The following is a 17,015-nucleotide window of genomic DNA, read 5'->3' as shown; positions in this document are numbered from 1 at the left end:
CCGCCAAGGCTCATTCCACTTTACTATTCATGAAATGGTGATTCCCGCTATTTCCCGCCCCGTCAAGCCTTTGAGGGCGAGACAGCCACGGAATTTCTCAAAAAAGGCCGCATTTCGCGGTTATCACCAGACTATCCCCTATTTAGGACGCTTGCCGGAAAAGGCAACCCCACACGTCTTTCAATTCTCTCAGCCATGGCCGAAGGCTGGCCCCTTCACCCGGCCAGACATGACCCCGAAACCATCGATGATCGCTTCCTGATTTTCCATGCGGCCGATTTCGAGCTGCACCTCGGCCAGCGCCCGTACCAGAAGCGTGCCGCGCTCGTCATCCGTCGCCTCGGCAATTTCCCGCTCCAGCTCCCGCTTCTGCCAGAGCAGGGATTTCGTTCTCTTGTGCAGCGAAAGCGCCTGTACGTAGCCCTCACGCGCATCTTCCATCGCCGCCTGTTCGGTCGCGGTCCACAGGCGGGCATTGCGCACCTGCTGGTCCATGGTCTTCAACAGCACCTCGAAATCCTGCAGTGACAGGCGTTCGATCAGCCCTGCCCGCGATATATCAGCCGCACTCTCGGCCGCGTATGTCAGCACTGTCGACCACAGCCGCTGCAGATCGCGGTTCTCGTAGTCAATCGCAGCGATCTCGTCATATTCCTCGAGCAGCAATTCAGGATGATTGACGATGGTGATGGCAAGAACGCTTTCCCGGAGCGAGGGTTTGGTCTGATGCCCCCTGACCAGACCCGACTGCGTCAACCGGTCCGATATACTGCTGGCCGGCGCGGACATGGCCCCGCCCCGCCCCGACGCATTGCGCTGGAAGCCACGGCCCGTGGTCTGCGCACCATTATTGCGGCGGAAGTTATTGCCCTGTTGCCCGCCCTGCTGAAAGCGGGGCTGGAAGAAACCATTCAGCCTGTCGCGCATATCCTGCTGGTAAAACCGCCGTACCGCCTCGTCGCCGATGACGGCAACGATCTGCCGCAGGCGGCTTTCAAGCTGGGCGCGTTTTTCCGGCGTATCGAAGGTCATCGACGACGTCTCGCGGCTCCAGATCATCGCGGCAAGCGGCTTGGCTTCCGAAAGCACTCGGTCGAATGGTGCACGCCCTTCGAGCTTCACGAGATCATCCGGATCCTTGCCATCAGGCAGAAGAGCGAAGCTGACGGAGCGATCCGGCTTGATATGCGGCAAAGCCAGATCAGCCGCACGGTTGGCGGCGCGAATGCCCGCACCATCGCCATCGAAGCAGAGAACCGGCTGCGGCGACATTTTCCAGAGGAGATCGAGTTGGCTTTCCGTCAGTGCCGTGCCGAGCGGCGCCACCGCATTTTCGACACCGGCCTGATAAAGCGCGATGACATCCATATAACCTTCGACGGCGATGACCGTGCCGCCGGCCGCCTGCGAAGCGCGGCGCGCACGGGCGAAATTGTAGAGAACATTGCCCTTGTGAAAAAGCTCGGTCTCGTTGGAGTTCAGATATTTCGCCACCGCATCCGCCGCCATGGCGCGGCCGCCGAAAGCAATGACCTTCTCGCGCGACGACAGGATGGGGAACATGATGCGGTCGCGGAACCGGTCATAGGAAACCGGCACATTTTCATGCACCACCAGCCCGCAGGCCTCCATCTGCTCCTTCGCCACGCCCTTGCTCGCCAGATGCTCTTTGAGCGCGTTGCGGCTATCCGGCGCAAAGCCGAGCCTGAATGTCTCGATGGTGCGCCCTGTCAACCCGCGATCGCGCAAGTAAGCCCGCGCCCGCGCACCAGGCGCCGTCTGCAACTGATCCTGAAAGAACAGCGTCGCCATTTCCATGACGTCCTGCAGGGAGGTGCGCTCACGTTCACGCTTTTCCGCCTGCGGATCGGGCTGCGGCATGGAAATGCCAGCCATATCGGCGATCTGCTGCACGGCTTCGGGAAAACTCAGGCCCTCAAGGTCGGTCAAAAATCGGAAATGATCGCCGGACACACCGCAGCCAAAGCAATGATACCGCCCCTTGCGGTCCTCGCAGTGAAAGCTCGGACTTTTTTCGCCATGGAACGGGCAGCAGGCCCAATAATCACCCTTCGGCGTGTTGGTCTTCTTCTTGTCCCAGGACACACGTCGGCCGATCACATCGGAGATGTTCACGCGGTCGCGTATCTCATCGAGAAAAGAATTGGAAAAGCGCATGGGTTACCTGTTGGAGGCCAGTCTTTCATATAAGCGCATAAAGGCCTGAGCACCAACTCAAAGAAAGACAATACCCGATATTCACAGGCCGTGGCGATGAAAACTAGGCCGCCATTGCGCCGGCCTCCGGCAAATTTATGGCAGTGCAACATCACCAAAAATTATGTTTTTGTAATTTGAGCGGCCCATCGCGACGATGTAAAAACAAAGCACAGTCAAAGGCAGTGCTTGAACATTCCCATAAATCTGCCGACGCCCGCAGGCACGTCCCCCGAAAAAAGCCTGCGCGGGAGAGCATTTTGATCCGCCGGAATGCATCTTCGTCGGCAGAAAAAAGGCAGGGTAGCTCCGGCTACCCTGCCTTTACTTCTCTGACATGGCGGAAACCTACTTCAGCAAATCCTTGACGACGCCAGAGGCCTTGGCGAAGTCGATCTGGCCGGGATAGCGTTCCTTCAGCGCATTCATGCATTTGCCCATGTCACGCAGGCCAGACGCGCCGGTCTCGCTGATGACGGCCTGGCACAGTTCACGCACCTTTTCGGCTGGAATCTCTTCCGGCATGAATTCCTTGATGATGACGATTTCCTCGCGCTCCTGCGCGGCAAGCTCGGGTCGGCTGGCGCCTTCATAGATGGCGGCCGACTCTTCGCGCTGCTTCACCATCTTGGTCAGGATCTGCATGATATCTTCATCGCTGACGGGGTCTTTTCCCACGCCGCGATTGGCGATATCGCGATCCTTGATGGCCGCCTGAATGAGACGCACGGTCGATGTACGTCGGGCGTCACGAGCCTTCAGCGCATCTTTCAAAGTATTTGCGAACGTGTCGCGCATCATTTTTCTTCTCCTTGGGAAAGCCCATTCCGCAGCTTCGCGATAGGCAAACTTTCCACCTTATTTTTCGCAACGACATAAACGAGCAACTACGCTCAAGCAAATCAATTGCATAAGCCCTTGAATCCACGGCATCTTAAATCCGCGTAAATCTTGAGCCTGCGGTTGACCGCTTGGGCTGCTTTCGTTATTTTCCGGCACCTGCACGAGATTTTAACGAAGGGTCGGAACGCGAGTTTTTCGCGCGCCCCTTTATGTCACGAAGCCTGCGACAAAAATGGCCCCTTACCCCCTGCCTTTCAAGAGGCGGGGTGCGAAGCGGCAGAAACGGAACGAGATGACCGAGACAGCGCCCTGGACTACCCGCAAACCGACCGCAATGCTTGTTCTTGCCGATGGCACGGTGATCGAGGGCACAGGCATCGGCGCAACCGGCAAGGTTCAGGCCGAAGTCTGCTTCAACACGGCGCTGACAGGTTACGAGGAAATCCTCACCGACCCGTCCTATCTCGGCCAGATCGTCACTTTCACCTTCCCGCATATCGGCAATGTCGGCACCAATGAAGAAGACATCGAAGACCTGACCCCCGCCGCCCGCCGCGGCGCTGTCGGTGTCATCTTCAAGGCCGACATCACCGAACCGTCGAACTTCCGCGCCGTCAAGCATCTGGATGCCTGGCTGAAGGCCCGCGGCGTCATCGGTCTTTGCGGCATCGATACGCGCGCGCTGACCGCATGGATCCGCGAAAACGGCGCACCGAACGCGGTCATCGCCCATGATCCGAACGGCGTCTTCGACATCGAGGCGCTGAAGGCGGAAGCCAGGGCATGGAGCGGCCTCGTCGGCCTCGACCTCGCCATCGAAGCCACCTCCGGCCAGTCTTCGACCTGGACGGAAACGCCGTGGGTCTGGAACAAGGGTTATGGCTCGCTCGGCGAAGCCGATGCGAAGTACCACGTTGTTTGCGTGGATTTCGGCGTCAAGCGCAACATCCTGCGCCTTTTCGCCGGTCTCGATTGTAAGGTGACGGTGGTTCCGGCCCAGACATCGGCGGAAGACATTCTGGCGCTGAAGCCGGATGGCGTGTTCCTCTCCAACGGTCCAGGAGACCCGGCCGCAACGGGCGAATATGCCGTTCCGGTCATCCAGAACCTCATCAACAGCGACCTGCCGATCTTCGGCATCTGCCTCGGCCACCAGATGCTCGGCCTCGCCGTCGGCGCGAAAACCGAAAAGATGCATCAGGGCCATCACGGCGCCAACCATCCGGTCAAGGACTTCACGACAGGCAAGGTGGAAATCGTCTCGATGAACCACGGCTTTGCAGTCGACGCCAAGTCGCTGCCTGAAGGCATTGAGGAAACCCACACGTCGCTGTTTGATGGCACCAATTGCGGCCTGCGCATTATCGGCAAGCCGGTCTTCTCCGTCCAGCATCACCCGGAAGCATCGCCCGGCCCGCAGGACAGCCACTACCTCTTCCGCCGCTTCGTCAACTTGCTACGCGAGAGACAAGGTGAGGCAGCGCTCGCCGAGCGCTGATAGACTTTCAGAATATCCGGTAAGAATATGCGGCCCGCTATCAGCGGGCCGTTTGCATTTCGCGCTTCACCAGAATGACGAAACGGACGGTAAGCAGAACAGCCGCCGTCGAAAGGCCGATCACGAAACCGAACCAGACGCCGCGCCCGCCAAAACCGAGCGGGAAGGCCATGGTCCAGGCAAGCGCCAGCCCGATCGGCCAATAGGAAATCAGCGCCAGCATCGCTGGAATACGCGCATCCTTCAGCCCGCGCAGCAGCCCCGCCGTCACGGCCTGAATACCATCCACCAGCTGGAAGACGCCGGCGATCACCACGAGGCTGCTGGCATAGGCGAGCACTTCCGCCGCTTCCGGCAATTTTGGATCGAGGAACCATTTCGCCAGAAAGTCCGGAACGACCGCAAACAGGATGCCGCCGCAAAGGGCAATGCCGCAGGCAATGGCGTAGATCATGATCGATGCGCGAATGAGGTTTTTGAAATCGCCCTGACCACGGGCGATGCCCACGCGCACGGTTGCCGCCTGTGACAGGCCGAGCGGGATCATGAAGGCGATGGAGGCAAGCTGCAGGGCAATGCCATGTGCCGCAAGCTGCACGGTGCCGATCTGCCCCATCAGGATCGATGCGGCGGCAAACAGCGTCACTTCGGCAAGGATGGTGATGCTGATCGGCAGGCCGAGACGCAGCACTTCGAACAGCGCATGCCAGTCCGGCCGCCAGAAACGCACGAAAAGCTCGTATTTCTTCGTCTCCTCACGCGTCTGCACATAGGCAACGATGAAGATGAAGCTGAAGGCATTAACGATGACGGCAACGACGGCAGCGCCATTCATGCCCATTACCGGCAGGCCGAAATGGCCGAACACGAGCGCATAAGCCATCAAACCGTTCATCACCAGCATGATGATGGTGACGTAAAGAATGATGCCTGCACGACCGATGGCGCTGACAAGTCCGCGCAGCACGTAAAAAAGTAGCGCCGGCAGGAGGCCGAATTTGGCGATGGCGAGATAATGGCCGGTCAGCGCCGAAACTTCGGGGTTTTGCCCAAGATAGACCAGAATTCGCTCGGCATTGACGAATATCGGCAGGGCAAGCACCCAGTAGGCAATCGCCACCCACATGCCCATGCGCAGCGAACGGCGGGCCGCCGTCGCATCGCCCTGCCCGTAAGCCTGCGCCACCATCGGCACCACGGCCACGGAAAATCCCGAGCCAAAAATAAAGACGACGAAGAAGAACTGCCCGGCCAGCACCATGGCCGCCAGCTTTTCAGCCCCCAGCTGGCCGACGATGACCATATCAGTCGTATGGATGCCAAGCTGTGCGAGCTGCGCACCGATAAGCGGAATTCCAAGCGCAAGCGTAGCCTTGAAATGCGAAAGCCACGACCCCGATCCGGAGGGAACGGTTTCTGCAACAACCGACGAAGACATTGTAATTCACCTGAATTTTGGCCGTTGCCCGCGAATTGCGCAACGGCAGCAGGGTGATGAATAAAATATTCCCTTCCTGCACGCAACCTTTGCAGCCCAATGATCAAAATTTACGCAGAATTGCAAAGCCTGCCCGCACCGACTGAAACGGCATGAACCAAAACAAATTTAGTCGAATTTTACCATTTCACTTTACCTATTAGAACATCGCGTAGTTCTTTTAAATCATAAGCTGCATGACGCAGAATATTCCCGCCTTAGAGGCATGTCTTTCCCCCCATTCTCCAAGATGACCCGACCGGGTACATCTGGTTTCAAGGACGTGTAGCTTGCCAAAAAAATCCAACCTCATGACGCGCATTCTGTTTGCGGCGTCATCATTGGTCGTCGCCGCCTTTGCGGGCTTTTCTTTCTATATCGATAGTCTTCAGCACCGAGTCACGACGGAAGCGGTGGCAGAAAACATCGATTCGTCCGGCAAACAGGCCGCACAGAGCATCGCCAACTGGCTGAACGGCCGCATCATGCTCACCGACACGGTGGCGAAAACGCTCGCCAAGCTTTCCGACGATGACGCCAAGGTGCAATTCCTGCAGAACGACGTGCTGACCGCACAATTCATGTCCACCTATTTCGGCAATGCCGAAAACGGCGTCTTCACGACATTCCCGAAAACATCGCTGCCGGAAGGTTATGATCCGCGCAAGCGCCCCTGGTATCTGGATGCGGTGAAAGCCGGCAAGCCGGTGTTGACCGAACCCTACAACGACGCATCGACCGGTGGTCTCATCATCACTGCCGCTATTCCGGTCTCCATCGACGGCAAACTGGCCGGCGTAACAGGAAGCGATTTCTCGCTGGAATCACTGGTGACGATGATCAAGTCGGTGGATGCCGGCACGGACGGTTATGCCTTCCTCGTCAGCAAGGATGGCAAGATCCTTATTCATCCCGATCCGAAATTCGTCGACAAGCCGCTGACCGATCTTTTCAAGGTCAACACACCGACAATTTCCTCGGCAATTTCCCAGACCGAAATTGACGGCAAGGGCAAGATCACCAGCTTCATCCCGGTTGCCGGCCTGCCTTCGGTCGACTGGTATCTCGGCTTCGTCGTCGATTCCGATGTCGCCTACAGCGCAATCGGCCAATTCCGGCTGGCGGCGACCATTGCCACGGTTCTTGCCGCCGCAATCATGATCGCGCTGCTTGCAACCGTGCTCTCCCGTTTCATCGTCCGCCCCGTCACACAGATGACCTCGGCCATGGAAGGCCTTGCGGCCGGCAATCTCGATGTCGCCATTCCCGGCCAGGAACGCAGCGACCAGATCGGCTCGATGGCCGCAGCGGTCGCCGTTTTCAGATCGAACGCCATGGAGCGCCTGCGCCTTGAAGGTGACGCGGAACAGAACCGCACGCTTTCCGAACAGGAACGCAGCGACCGTGAAAGACTGACGGCAAAAGAAGCGGCAGACATCCAGTTCGCAGTCGACTCGCTGGCCAAGGGTCTGACGCATCTTTCGAACGGTGATCTCAATTACCGTATCGACACGCCGTTCGTGAGCCGCATCGACCGGCTTCGCGACGATTTCAACAATTCCGTCGCCAAGCTGAACGTCGCGCTCAGCACCGTCGGCCAGAACGCGCTGGCAATCGACGCCGGGGCTGGCGAAATCCGCCAGTCCGCCGACGATCTGGCACGGCGCACCGAACAGCAGGCGGCTTCCGTGGAAGAGACGGCGGCAGCACTCGAAGAAATCACCACGACGGTCAAGGATTCCGCCCGCCGGGCAGAAGAAGTCGGCCGTCTGGTCGACCGCACGCGCAACAATGCCGAACAGTCCGGTGTCATCGTCGGCGACGCCGTTCGCGCCATGGAAGGCATCGAAAAATCATCGTCCGAGATCAGCAATATCATCGGCGTGATCGATGAGATCGCCTTCCAGACCAACCTGCTTGCGCTGAATGCCGGCGTGGAAGCCGCCCGCGCCGGTGAAGCCGGCAAGGGTTTTGCAGTCGTCGCGCAGGAAGTCCGCGAGCTCGCCCAGCGCTCCGCCAATGCGGCAAAAGCGATCAAGACGCTGATCAACGCCTCGACCTCGCAGGTGCAATCCGGCGTCGATCTCGTCGGCAACGCCGGCAAGGCACTGGAAACCATCGTCCGCGAAGTGCAGGAAATCAACCGCCACATCGACGCCATCGTCACATCCTCGCGCGAACAGTCGACGGGGCTTCAGGAAATCAACACCGCCATCAACACCATCGATCAGGGCACACAGCAGAATGCCGCCATGGTCGAAGAACAGACAGCGGCAAGTCATGGGTTGGCTTCGGAAGCGGCAGCGCTCAACGATCTGCTGGCCCAATTCCAGCTCGCCACGGCAACCCGGCGGCAGGCGGAATATGGGCGGGCTGCTTAGGGGAAAACGACAGTGACTGGGGCGCTATCGTAACCAGATCGCTGCCAACCCTTACCTACTCTCGACGTCATCCTCGGGCTTGTCCCGAGGATCCAACCACGTCGCGTTAAATCGATCGGTTGCAGATGCTCGGGACAAGCCCGAGCATGACGGAGGCGAGGTTTTGCGCGTTTCTCACCACTCTTATGGCCGGAGCGATGCGGCCATTTTTCGTATCCAACCGCAGCAATCGAAAAAAGCCTGTTCCCGCCCCCGGCACGATCCGCTAGAGCTTGATCGATCATGATTTGCGGAGGGATTTATGCTGGAACTGATTTGGCGCGGCATTGCCATGGGCATTGGCGGCACGGTGTTTATGGATATATGGGCGATTGTGCTGCACCGGTTTTTCGGCCAGTCAGCGCCGAACTGGGCGCCGGTCGGCCGCTGGTTCTGGCATGTGCCGAAGGGCAAAGTGTTTCACGACAGCATCGCCACGGCCGCACCTTACGAGCATGAACTGGCGCTCGGCTGGATTTCGCACTACGCCGTTGGCATCCTCTACGGCATCATTCTGGCGCTGGTGGTGCCGGCTGCCTGGTTTGCGAACCCGTCCTTCATCCAGCCATGGATCGTCGGCATCGTCACGGTCGGCGCGGGCTGGTTCCTGCTGCAGCCGGGTCTTGGCATCGGCTGGGCGGCATCGAAAACGCCGAATCCCACCAAGGTTCGTATTCTCAACCTCGTGGCCCACACGGTCTTTGCGCTGGGCATGTATGCCGTGGCGCTTTTGATGCGCTAAATAAAAAGGGGGCTGAAAAGCCCCCTCACCTGTTTAAGTCTCAGATATTCGCCGAGAAGGTGTCGCAATCTTCGACACGGCCGTTCTGGAAACCGCGCTTGAACCATTCCATGCGCTGCGCCGAGGTGCCGTGGTTGAAACTATCAGGCACCACATATCCTTGCGTCTGTTTCTGCAACGTGTCGTCACCGATCTGGTGGGCGGCGTTGAGCGCTTCCTCGAGGTCGCCGGTTTCCAGAATGCCCTTCTGCTCGGTGAACTTGCCCCAGATACCGGCATAACAATCGGCTTGAAGCTCCACACGCACCGACATCTTGTTGGCGTCCGCCTGGCTCATGGACTGACGGCGACGGTTGAATTCCGGCAGAACGCCGGTCAGGTTCTGGACGTGATGGCCCACTTCATGCGCAATCACGTAAGCCTGCGCGAAATCGCCGGAAGCGCCGAAACGCTTGTCCAGTTCATTGAAGAAGCTGGTGTCGAGATAGACCTTGCGGTCACCCGGGCAATAAAACGGACCGCTGGCCGCCGAAGCAGAACCGCAGGCAGACGATACCTGGCCGGAAAACAGCACCAGCGTCGGTTTCTGATAGGTCTCGCCGGCGGACTGAAAAATGCCGCTCCACGTATCTTCGGTCTCGGCCAGCACGGTGCGCACGAAAGCCGTCGTCTCATCGGACGATTGGCCCTGCGGACGCGTGCCGGACTGCTGGGTTCCGGATTGCTGCTGTGTCGTGCCACCGCCATCCAGTGAAATATCGCCGCCTGAAAGCAGCGTCAGCGGATTGATTCCAAGCACCCAGCTGATCAGGAGGATGACCAGAATACCGCCGATACCAAGACCACCGCCGCGACGCCCGATCGGCACGCGCATCCCGCCTCGGGAAAAGGGATCGTTGCCAGAAGGCCCCGAACCCGCCGACATGCCGCGCCGGTCCTCGATATTGTCCGACTGGCGACGCCCTCTCCATTCCATACTATTCTCCCGGCGAACATCGCCTCAACAAGCTGCCTTATAACGGCACTATAATACATCTTGTTCCGGAAGAAAGCTTGGCCCGCTCAGACTGTTCTCCTTCTTTGCCTGATGACGGTCAGAAGCAGGACGGCAAAAACGAAAATGCCGGCGGAAAGGGTGGCAAAACCCGCCTTGCCGTCAGCGAAAACAACCTCATGCATGATACGTCCCGGAACGAAGGTGAAGCCGCCAGCAATCACGATGCCGCCGAGATAAACGCTTTGCATGATGCGCATATGGCGTCTGATATCACCACGGCGCGCAAAATAGACCGATTGCAGACAACCATATATGGTGAAGATGGACAGCAGGTGGATCGGGCTGAAACCATAAAACATCCTGAGTTCATGGATGAAGAAGGTTGAAATTGATGTCATGACCATCAGCGCCACCCAGATCTTGCCCAGCAGCCGATGGATGGCGGTGCCCTTGGGTCGCAGAAAGACAAAGGCCCCGAGAAGGGCGGCGGGAACGACGGTGAAGACATGAAATTGCACGGCAAGCGGTGCGTCTAGCAAAGGCTGGAGTGACATGGCTTTCCTGTCTGGCCCGGTTGAAATCACCGGCAATTTCGGCAAAACATGCACGAAAGAAAAATGGATTGGCGTCAATCGCAGGAAAACTTCGTGGATCACCCCTATCTGCAATCCACGCTTCGTGAAATGCACGCCATCCTGCAGTCCCGCAGGCTGTGGCTGACGTTCCTTGCGATACTGGCGATCTTCATCCTGACCGGACCTTTCGGAACCAGCGAAACCATGAGCTTCGCCGACCGGCTGCTTTACTGGACGATCGTTCAGACTGGGGCCTGGGCAATCGCCATAGTCTTCTCCATTGTCGCCAATGCCATCCTTGCAGCTCGTATAGAAAGCATGCTGGCGCGAATGATGATCGGCTCGCTGCTGGCGTCTTTGCCGATCGGTTTGTTGCTCGGCCTTACGAACCACACCTTTTACGACAAGCAACTCGGCGTCCTCTCCATTCTTAAAAGCAGCCTCACCGCCCTGCCGCTCTGCGCGATCTTTTGTCTGCTGAGTTATCTCACCGCCCGTCAGTCTCTCCAGACGACGGCCGAGACACATGATGATGCCGCTCGCAAGGAGACAAACACCGCAACGCTGCTGGAGCGGCTACCCCCGCAAAAGCGTGGAGAACTGCTGCGGCTGTCCGTGGAGGATCATTACACCGAGGTGGTGACGACCAGAGGACGTCAACTGGTTCTGCTGCGTTTTGCCGACGCCATGAAGGAAATTGGCGCTACGCAGGGCTTGCAGGTACACCGGTCCCACTGGATTGCAGACGCAGACGTCGCCTCACTGCGCAAACATGCAGGCCGTCTGCATCTCATAACAGGGGACGGCACGGAAATTCCCGTCAGCCGCTCCTATAATGCCGCGGTACAGGCCCGTTTCTCCGCCCATGGCCCTAACCGTTAAGAGTTTCTGTCGATTCCGGAATTTATGGGGTTCCGTTCTCAAAAACATTTGCCTATAAGCCGCTTCTAGCCTGAAAACTTTGAATTGCGCGCCCCGGCCGGTGATCTTTCACCCTGGCTGGTGTTTTGCGCAACCAAAACGCGGAACGAGAGAGCCATGCCCAAGCGCCAAGATATCAAGTCCATCCTCATCATTGGCGCAGGACCGATTGTCATCGGTCAGGCATGTGAGTTCGACTATTCCGGCACCCAGGCCTGTAAGGCGCTGAAGGAAGAGGGTTACCGGGTTATTCTGGTGAACTCCAACCCGGCGACGATCATGACCGATCCGGGCCTTGCCGACGCAACCTATGTCGAGCCGATCACGCCGGAAGTCGTCGCCAAGATCATCGCCAAGGAGCGTCCGGACGCGCTTTTGCCGACCATGGGCGGCCAGACCGCGCTCAACACCGCGCTTTCCCTGAAGCGCATGGGCGTTCTCGACCGCTACAATGTGGAAATGATCGGCGCAAAGCCCGAAGCCATCGACATGGCCGAAGACCGTGCACTCTTCCGCGAGGCGATGATGCGTATCGGCCTTGAAACGCCGAAATCGATGCTGGCCAACGCCACCGAAATCAAGGACGCCGACCGCAAGACCCATGAGGCGGCGCGCGCTGAGCTGAAGGCAAAGCTTTCCGGCCCGGAACTCGACAAGGCGCTGGACGATCTCGAAAACCAGTGGAACCTTGGCGAGACCGACCGCAAGCAGCGCTACATGGCGCATGCAATTGCCATTGCCGCCCAGGCCATCGACCATGTCGGCCTGCCCGCCATCATCCGCCCATCCTTCACGCTCGGCGGCACCGGCGGAGGCATTGCCTATAACCGCTCGGAATTCTTCGATATCGTCTCGGGCGGTCTCGATGCCTCGCCGACCACCGAAGTGCTGGTCGAGGAATCGGTGCTCGGCTGGAAGGAATATGAGATGGAAGTGGTCCGCGACACGGCGGACAATTGCATCATCATCTGCTCCATCGAAAACATCGATCCGATGGGCGTCCACACCGGCGACTCCATCACCGTTGCGCCGGCGCTGACGCTGACGGACAAGGAATACCAGATCATGCGCAACGCCTCGATTGCGGTGCTGCGCGAGATCGGCGTGGAAACCGGCGGCTCGAACGTGCAGTTCGCCGTCAACCCCAAGGACGGCCGCCTCGTCGTCATCGAAATGAACCCGCGCGTGTCGCGCTCGTCCGCTCTCGCCTCCAAGGCGACCGGCTTCCCCATCGCCAAGATCGCCGCCAAGCTTGCCATCGGCTACACGCTGGACGAGCTGGAAAACGACATTACCGGCGGCGCGACGCCCGCCTCGTTCGAACCATCGATCGACTACGTCGTCACCAAGATCCCGCGTTTCGCCTTCGAGAAATTCCCCGGCGCTTCGCCGATCCTCACCACGGCCATGAAGTCGGTCGGTGAAGTCATGGCCATCGGCCGCACCTTCGCCGAATCGCTGCAGAAGGCGCTGCGCGGCATGGAAACTGGCCTCACGGGTCTCGATGAAATCGAAATCCCCGGCTTTGAGGAAGGCGAAGGCTCCAAGAACGCCATCCGCGCCGCCATCGGCACGCCGACGCCGGACCGCCTGCGCATGGTCGCACAGGCGCTGCGCATGGGCATGACGGCAGAGGAAGTCCACGAAAACTCGAAGATCGACCCGTGGTTCATCGCTGAACTCAAGGCCATCGTGGATATGGAAGCCCGCATCCGCGAGCACGGCCTGCCGCAGGACGCCGAAAACCTGCGCATGCTGAAAGCCATGGGCTTCTCCGACGCCCGCCTTGCCATTCTGACGGGCAAGCGCCCGAAGGAAGTGGCCGAACTGCGCAATAGCCTCAACGTTCGCCCGGTCTTCAAGCGCATCGACACCTGCGCGGCCGAATTCGCCTCGCCCACCGCCTATATGTATTCGACCTACGAGACGCCCTTCGTCGGTGTGGCCCGCTCGGAAGCCCAGGTGTCCGACCGCAAGAAAGTCGTCATTCTCGGCGGTGGCCCGAACCGTATCGGCCAGGGCATCGAGTTCGATTATTGCTGCTGCCACGCCGCCTTCGCGCTGAAGGATGCCGGTTTCGAAGCGATCATGATCAACTGCAACCCGGAAACGGTGTCCACCGATTACGACACCTCCGACCGTCTGTATTTCGAACCGCTGACGGCCGAAGACGTGATCGAGATCCTGCGCGCCGAACAGGAAAAGGGCGAGCTGGTCGGCGTCATCGTGCAGTTCGGTGGCCAGACGCCGCTGAAGCTCGCCGAAGCGCTGGAAAAGAACGGCATCCCGATCCTCGGTACCGCGCCTGACATGATCGACCTCGCTGAAGACCGCGACCGCTTCCAGAAGCTGCTGATGAAGCTCGATCTCGCCCAGCCCAACAATGGCATCGCCTATTCGGTCGAGCAGGCCCGCCTCGTCGCGTCTGAAATCGGCTTCCCGCTGGTGGTGCGCCCGTCCTACGTTCTGGGTGGCCGCGCCATGCAGATCATCCATTCGGAAGGCCAGTTGCAGACCTACCTGCTCGACACCGTTCCGGGTCTCGTGCCGGAAGATATCAAGCAGCGTTACCCCAACGACAAGACCGGCCAGATCAACACCCTGCTCGGCAAGAACCCGCTGCTGTTCGACAGCTACCTGACCAACGCCGTCGAAGTCGACGTCGATGCGCTCTGCGACGGCGAAAGCGTCTTCGTTTCCGGCATCATGGAACATATCGAAGAGGCCGGCATCCATTCGGGCGACTCGGCCTGCTCGCTGCCGTCCCGTTCGCTCAGCAAGGAAACCCTTGACGAACTGGAGCGCCAGACGACGGCGCTTGCCAAGGCGCTGAAGGTCGGCGGCCTGATGAACGTTCAATATGCCATCAAGGACGGCACGATCTACGTTCTCGAAGTCAACCCGCGCGCCTCGCGCACCGTGCCTTTCGTCGCCAAGACCATCGGCGCGCCGATCGCCAAGATCGCCGCCCGCGTCATGGCCGGCGAGAAGCTCGATGCGGCGATTGCCGCCTATGGCGAAAAGCCCGATCCGCGCAACCTGAAGCACATTGCCGTCAAGGAAGCCGTCTTCCCCTTCGCCCGCTTCCCCGGCGTCGATATTCTGCTTGGACCAGAAATGCGCTCGACGGGTGAAGTCATCGGCCTTGACACGGATTTCGCACTGGCCTTCGCCAAGAGCCAGCTCGGTGCCGGCGTCGATCTGCCGCGCTCAGGCACGGTGTTCGTCTCGGTGCGCGATGATGACAAGGATCGGGTTCTGCCCGCCATCCGCATTCTGGTGGAAAGCGGCTTCAGGGTTCTGGCGACCGGCGGCACCCAGCGTTTCCTTGCCGAACAGGGCATCAACGCCGAAAAGATCAACAAGGTGCAGGAAGGCCGTCCGCATATCGAAGACGCCATCCGCAACCGTCAGGTTCAGCTCGTCATCAACACCACCGACAGCAACAAGGCGATTTCGGACAGCAAGTCGCTGCGCCGCGCGACGCTGATGCAGAAGGTGCCTTACTACACGACGATGGCCGGTGCGGAAGCCGCCGCCCTTGCCATCAAGGCACTGAAGGCCGGCAATCTCGAAGTGAAGCCGCTGCAGAGCTATTTCCAGTAAGCAGCCTGCGTGAGAAATCCGCGGATTGAATACTGAATGAAAACGAAACGCCGCAGGTCGCAAGATCTGCGGCGTTTCGCATTGCGTAATCCCCCTGCAATCCGTTTCCGGTATCAAAAACGCATCATTCCCACGTGAGGTCCGTGATGCCCTTATCCATTGCCGAAACACCGTCTCCGGCCACAGGCGGATATGCGCTTGCCCGCATGATCGCCGGCATTTCCGCGCCTATCGACGCAACCCCGATGATCAACACCGAAACCTTGCGGGGCTGAAGCTATGGCAGGACGTCCGCCGGGACCGGAACGGGTGGCTTTTCCGCTGCGAATCGAACCCGCAATATTGAACGTGATCAGGAACACCGCCAGCGGCGAATTGCGCAGTATCAATGCCCAGATCGAAATTTTGCTCAAGGAAGCCCTGCACCATCGCGCCGCGGCGGATGAAGTGAGCGAGCCGCGAGGCTAGGCCGCCAGCGCCTCGCGCACGCAGTTGCGCCCTTCGCTCTTGGCGCGGTAAAGGGCGCGATCTGCCATTTCCGCGAGCGTCTGGAGGTCGCAGCGCATCTCGCCGGTGGTCGCAACGCCAATGCTGATCGTCACGCCGACGCGCAGCCCGCCACAATCGACGTCATTGACCGCAACCGCATTGCGAATACGCTCGCCGATAACAGAGGCTTTCTGACCACCTGCACCCGGCAGGAAGATGATGAACTCCTCACCACCGTAACGCGCCAGCACATCGCCGCCGCGTATGCTGCCGCCGATGCGTTTTGCCACTTCCTGAAGGACGCTATCGCCGACGGCATGGCCAAAACGGTCGTTGATCGATTTGAAGTGATCGATATCGAGCAGCATGGCCGCATCGGCGGGATCGGGTGCCGCAGGCATGGCCTGGAAAAAGAACCGGCGGTTCTTGACGCCGGTCAGCGGATCGGTGTTGGCGAGAACCAGCAATTTTCGTTCGGACCGCTCGGCTACCAGCATCATCACGAACAGCGCGATGGCGAAGTTCAACATGATGATGAAGAAAAACGCATTGACCAGATTGATAGTGGCATAGTCCGGGAAGAATATGCTTTTCACCACGGATAGCGAAATCAGACCGGAAATGCCGGTGATTGCGCCGAGCGCCAGACGGGAGAGAAGCCGCTCCTTGCTCCACCTGGCGAAAAGCCCACCCGCGCCCGCAAGATAGGCGAGAGCCGCGCAACCATTGAAAAGAGCCGCACGATACGCATTGTTTTCAGCCACCTGCAGCGCGACGACAATCGCCAGCAGCGCGACAAGACAGAGGGCGACCACCGTCCGCCGGCCCACAGGGCGTCCGTCGCTCAAAACTTTCAGACCGAGCCAGATCAGCGCATAACCAATAATGCCGAAAACGACACTGCCGAGCTGCCATAAAGCCGGTGACATTATCCCCCATTCGCCGTAACCGGCGAGTGTGGAGCCAATTGTCATGGCTGCAAAGCCGGCGGCAAGAGCAACCGGGCCACGCAATCCACGATTTGACAACTTAAGATAGATGAAACTCAGCAATCCCACAATATAAGAGCATTTTTGCATCAGTATGACGGTCGTGAGGTCGAGTTCACCCAACATGATATGTCCACGCAATAAATAAATAAAACCGATTCAATTATCGTCGATAAGTATAAAATTTCAATAAAAATACCGAACCAAAAAATAGTAAATTATATTCATAAAAGTAAAAGAA

Annotated in this window: 13 protein-coding genes; 7 read left to right on the top strand and 6 right to left on the bottom strand. The window is 58.9% G+C overall.

What is annotated here, in order from left to right; all coding sequences use genetic code 11:
- Positions 1-189: 189 nt before the first annotated feature.
- A complete protein-coding gene (gene dnaG, locus JZX89_RS09050; protein ID WP_207133867.1) occupies positions 190-2,178 on the bottom strand; it encodes a DNA primase in 1,989 nt (662 codons plus the stop codon).
- 387 nt (positions 2,179-2,565) lie between these two features.
- Positions 2,566-3,018, bottom strand: a complete 453-nt coding sequence (locus JZX89_RS09045; protein ID WP_207133866.1) for a GatB/YqeY domain-containing protein — start codon at positions 3,016-3,018, stop codon at positions 2,566-2,568.
- A 334-nt stretch (positions 3,019-3,352) separates the two neighbouring features.
- Between JZX89_RS09045 and carA the strand changes: the two genes are divergently transcribed.
- Positions 3,353-4,558, top strand: coding sequence for a glutamine-hydrolyzing carbamoyl-phosphate synthase small subunit (carA, locus tag JZX89_RS09040; RefSeq protein WP_149900095.1), 1,206 nt, complete (start codon positions 3,353-3,355; stop codon positions 4,556-4,558).
- A 40-nt stretch (positions 4,559-4,598) separates the two neighbouring features.
- Here the strand turns inward: carA and JZX89_RS09035 are convergent, their stop codons facing one another.
- Positions 4,599-5,996: an MATE family efflux transporter gene (locus JZX89_RS09035; RefSeq protein WP_207133865.1), complete on the bottom strand. Its 1,398-nt coding sequence runs from the start codon at positions 5,994-5,996 to the stop codon at positions 4,599-4,601.
- Positions 5,997-6,325: 329 nt separating this feature from the next.
- Here JZX89_RS09035 and mcpU point away from each other — a divergent pair, with 329 nt between their 5' ends.
- Both mcpU and JZX89_RS09025 read left to right on the top strand, forming a co-directional pair.
- The gene (gene mcpU, locus JZX89_RS09030) at positions 6,326-8,416 is read left to right on the top strand and encodes a methyl-accepting chemotaxis protein McpU (RefSeq protein ID WP_207133864.1); all 2,091 of its coding nucleotides are present in this window, start codon (positions 6,326-6,328) and stop codon (positions 8,414-8,416) included.
- 301 nt (positions 8,417-8,717) lie between these two features.
- Positions 8,718-9,197: a DUF2938 domain-containing protein gene (locus tag JZX89_RS09025; protein ID WP_207133863.1), complete on the top strand. Its 480-nt coding sequence runs from the start codon at positions 8,718-8,720 to the stop codon at positions 9,195-9,197.
- Positions 9,198-9,237: 40 nt separating this feature from the next.
- On the opposite strand, the gene ypfJ is transcribed toward JZX89_RS09025, so the two are convergent.
- Positions 9,238-10,173, bottom strand: a complete 936-nt coding sequence (gene ypfJ, locus JZX89_RS09020; protein ID WP_153515002.1) for a KPN_02809 family neutral zinc metallopeptidase — start codon at positions 10,171-10,173, stop codon at positions 9,238-9,240.
- Positions 10,174-10,259: 86 nt separating this feature from the next.
- Positions 10,260-10,748, bottom strand: a complete 489-nt coding sequence (locus JZX89_RS09015; RefSeq protein WP_207133862.1) for a DUF2306 domain-containing protein — start codon at positions 10,746-10,748, stop codon at positions 10,260-10,262.
- 48 nt (positions 10,749-10,796) lie between these two features.
- On the opposite strand from JZX89_RS09015, the gene JZX89_RS09010 reads away from it, so the two are divergent.
- The 4 genes from JZX89_RS09010 (at position 10,797) to JZX89_RS09000 (ending at position 15,764) form a co-directional block, all read left to right on the top strand.
- The gene (locus JZX89_RS09010) at positions 10,797-11,651 is read left to right on the top strand and encodes a LytTR family DNA-binding domain-containing protein (protein WP_207133861.1); all 855 of its coding nucleotides are present in this window, start codon (positions 10,797-10,799) and stop codon (positions 11,649-11,651) included.
- Positions 11,652-11,807: 156 nt separating this feature from the next.
- Complete coding sequence (carB, locus tag JZX89_RS09005; protein ID WP_207133860.1) at positions 11,808-15,296, top strand: carbamoyl-phosphate synthase large subunit; 3,489 nt, start codon at positions 11,808-11,810, stop codon at positions 15,294-15,296.
- Between the two features lie 146 nt (positions 15,297-15,442).
- Positions 15,443-15,571, top strand: a complete 129-nt coding sequence (locus tag JZX89_RS28775) for a hypothetical protein (protein ID WP_256438131.1) — start codon at positions 15,443-15,445, stop codon at positions 15,569-15,571.
- Positions 15,572-15,575: 4 nt separating this feature from the next.
- Positions 15,576-15,764, top strand: a complete 189-nt coding sequence (locus tag JZX89_RS09000) for a type II toxin-antitoxin system antitoxin (RefSeq protein WP_149900087.1) — start codon at positions 15,576-15,578, stop codon at positions 15,762-15,764.
- Here the strand turns inward: JZX89_RS09000 and JZX89_RS08995 are convergent.
- Positions 15,761-16,900, bottom strand: coding sequence for a GGDEF domain-containing protein (locus tag JZX89_RS08995; RefSeq protein WP_149900086.1), 1,140 nt, complete (start codon positions 16,898-16,900; stop codon positions 15,761-15,763). The two genes, JZX89_RS09000 and JZX89_RS08995, sit on opposite strands and share 4 nt — an antisense overlap.
- Between the last annotated feature and the right edge of the window lie 115 nt (positions 16,901-17,015).

Source organism: Agrobacterium burrii (assembly GCF_017313405.1).
Taxonomy (GTDB): Bacteria; Pseudomonadota; Alphaproteobacteria; order Rhizobiales; family Rhizobiaceae; genus Agrobacterium; species Agrobacterium burrii.
This window is presented reverse-complemented; position numbering and strand designations above follow the sequence as displayed.

Excerpts from the sequence above, each read along its gene's own strand:
- JZX89_RS09045 (WP_207133866.1), bottom strand. The coding sequence starts at position 3,018 with ATGATGCGCGACACGTTCGCAAATACTTTGAAAGATGCGCTGAAGGCT.
- JZX89_RS09035 (WP_207133865.1), bottom strand. The coding sequence starts at position 5,996 with ATGTCTTCGTCGGTTGTTGCAGAAACCGTTCCCTCCGGATCGGGGTCG.
- JZX89_RS28775 (WP_256438131.1), top strand. The coding sequence starts at position 15,443 with ATGCCCTTATCCATTGCCGAAACACCGTCTCCGGCCACAGGCGGATAT.
- ypfJ (WP_153515002.1), bottom strand. The coding sequence starts at position 10,173 with ATGGAATGGAGAGGGCGTCGCCAGTCGGACAATATCGAGGACCGGCGC.
- dnaG (WP_207133867.1), bottom strand. The coding sequence starts at position 2,178 with ATGCGCTTTTCCAATTCTTTTCTCGATGAGATACGCGACCGCGTGAAC.
- JZX89_RS08995 (WP_149900086.1), bottom strand. The coding sequence starts at position 16,900 with ATGTTGGGTGAACTCGACCTCACGACCGTCATACTGATGCAAAAATGC.
- JZX89_RS09025 (WP_207133863.1), top strand. The coding sequence starts at position 8,718 with ATGCTGGAACTGATTTGGCGCGGCATTGCCATGGGCATTGGCGGCACG.
- JZX89_RS09015 (WP_207133862.1), bottom strand. The coding sequence starts at position 10,748 with ATGTCACTCCAGCCTTTGCTAGACGCACCGCTTGCCGTGCAATTTCAT.
- JZX89_RS09000 (WP_149900087.1), top strand. The coding sequence starts at position 15,576 with ATGGCAGGACGTCCGCCGGGACCGGAACGGGTGGCTTTTCCGCTGCGA.
- carA (WP_149900095.1), top strand. The coding sequence starts at position 3,353 with ATGACCGAGACAGCGCCCTGGACTACCCGCAAACCGACCGCAATGCTT.
- carB (WP_207133860.1), top strand. The coding sequence starts at position 11,808 with ATGCCCAAGCGCCAAGATATCAAGTCCATCCTCATCATTGGCGCAGGA.
- JZX89_RS09010 (WP_207133861.1), top strand. The coding sequence starts at position 10,797 with ATGCACGAAAGAAAAATGGATTGGCGTCAATCGCAGGAAAACTTCGTG.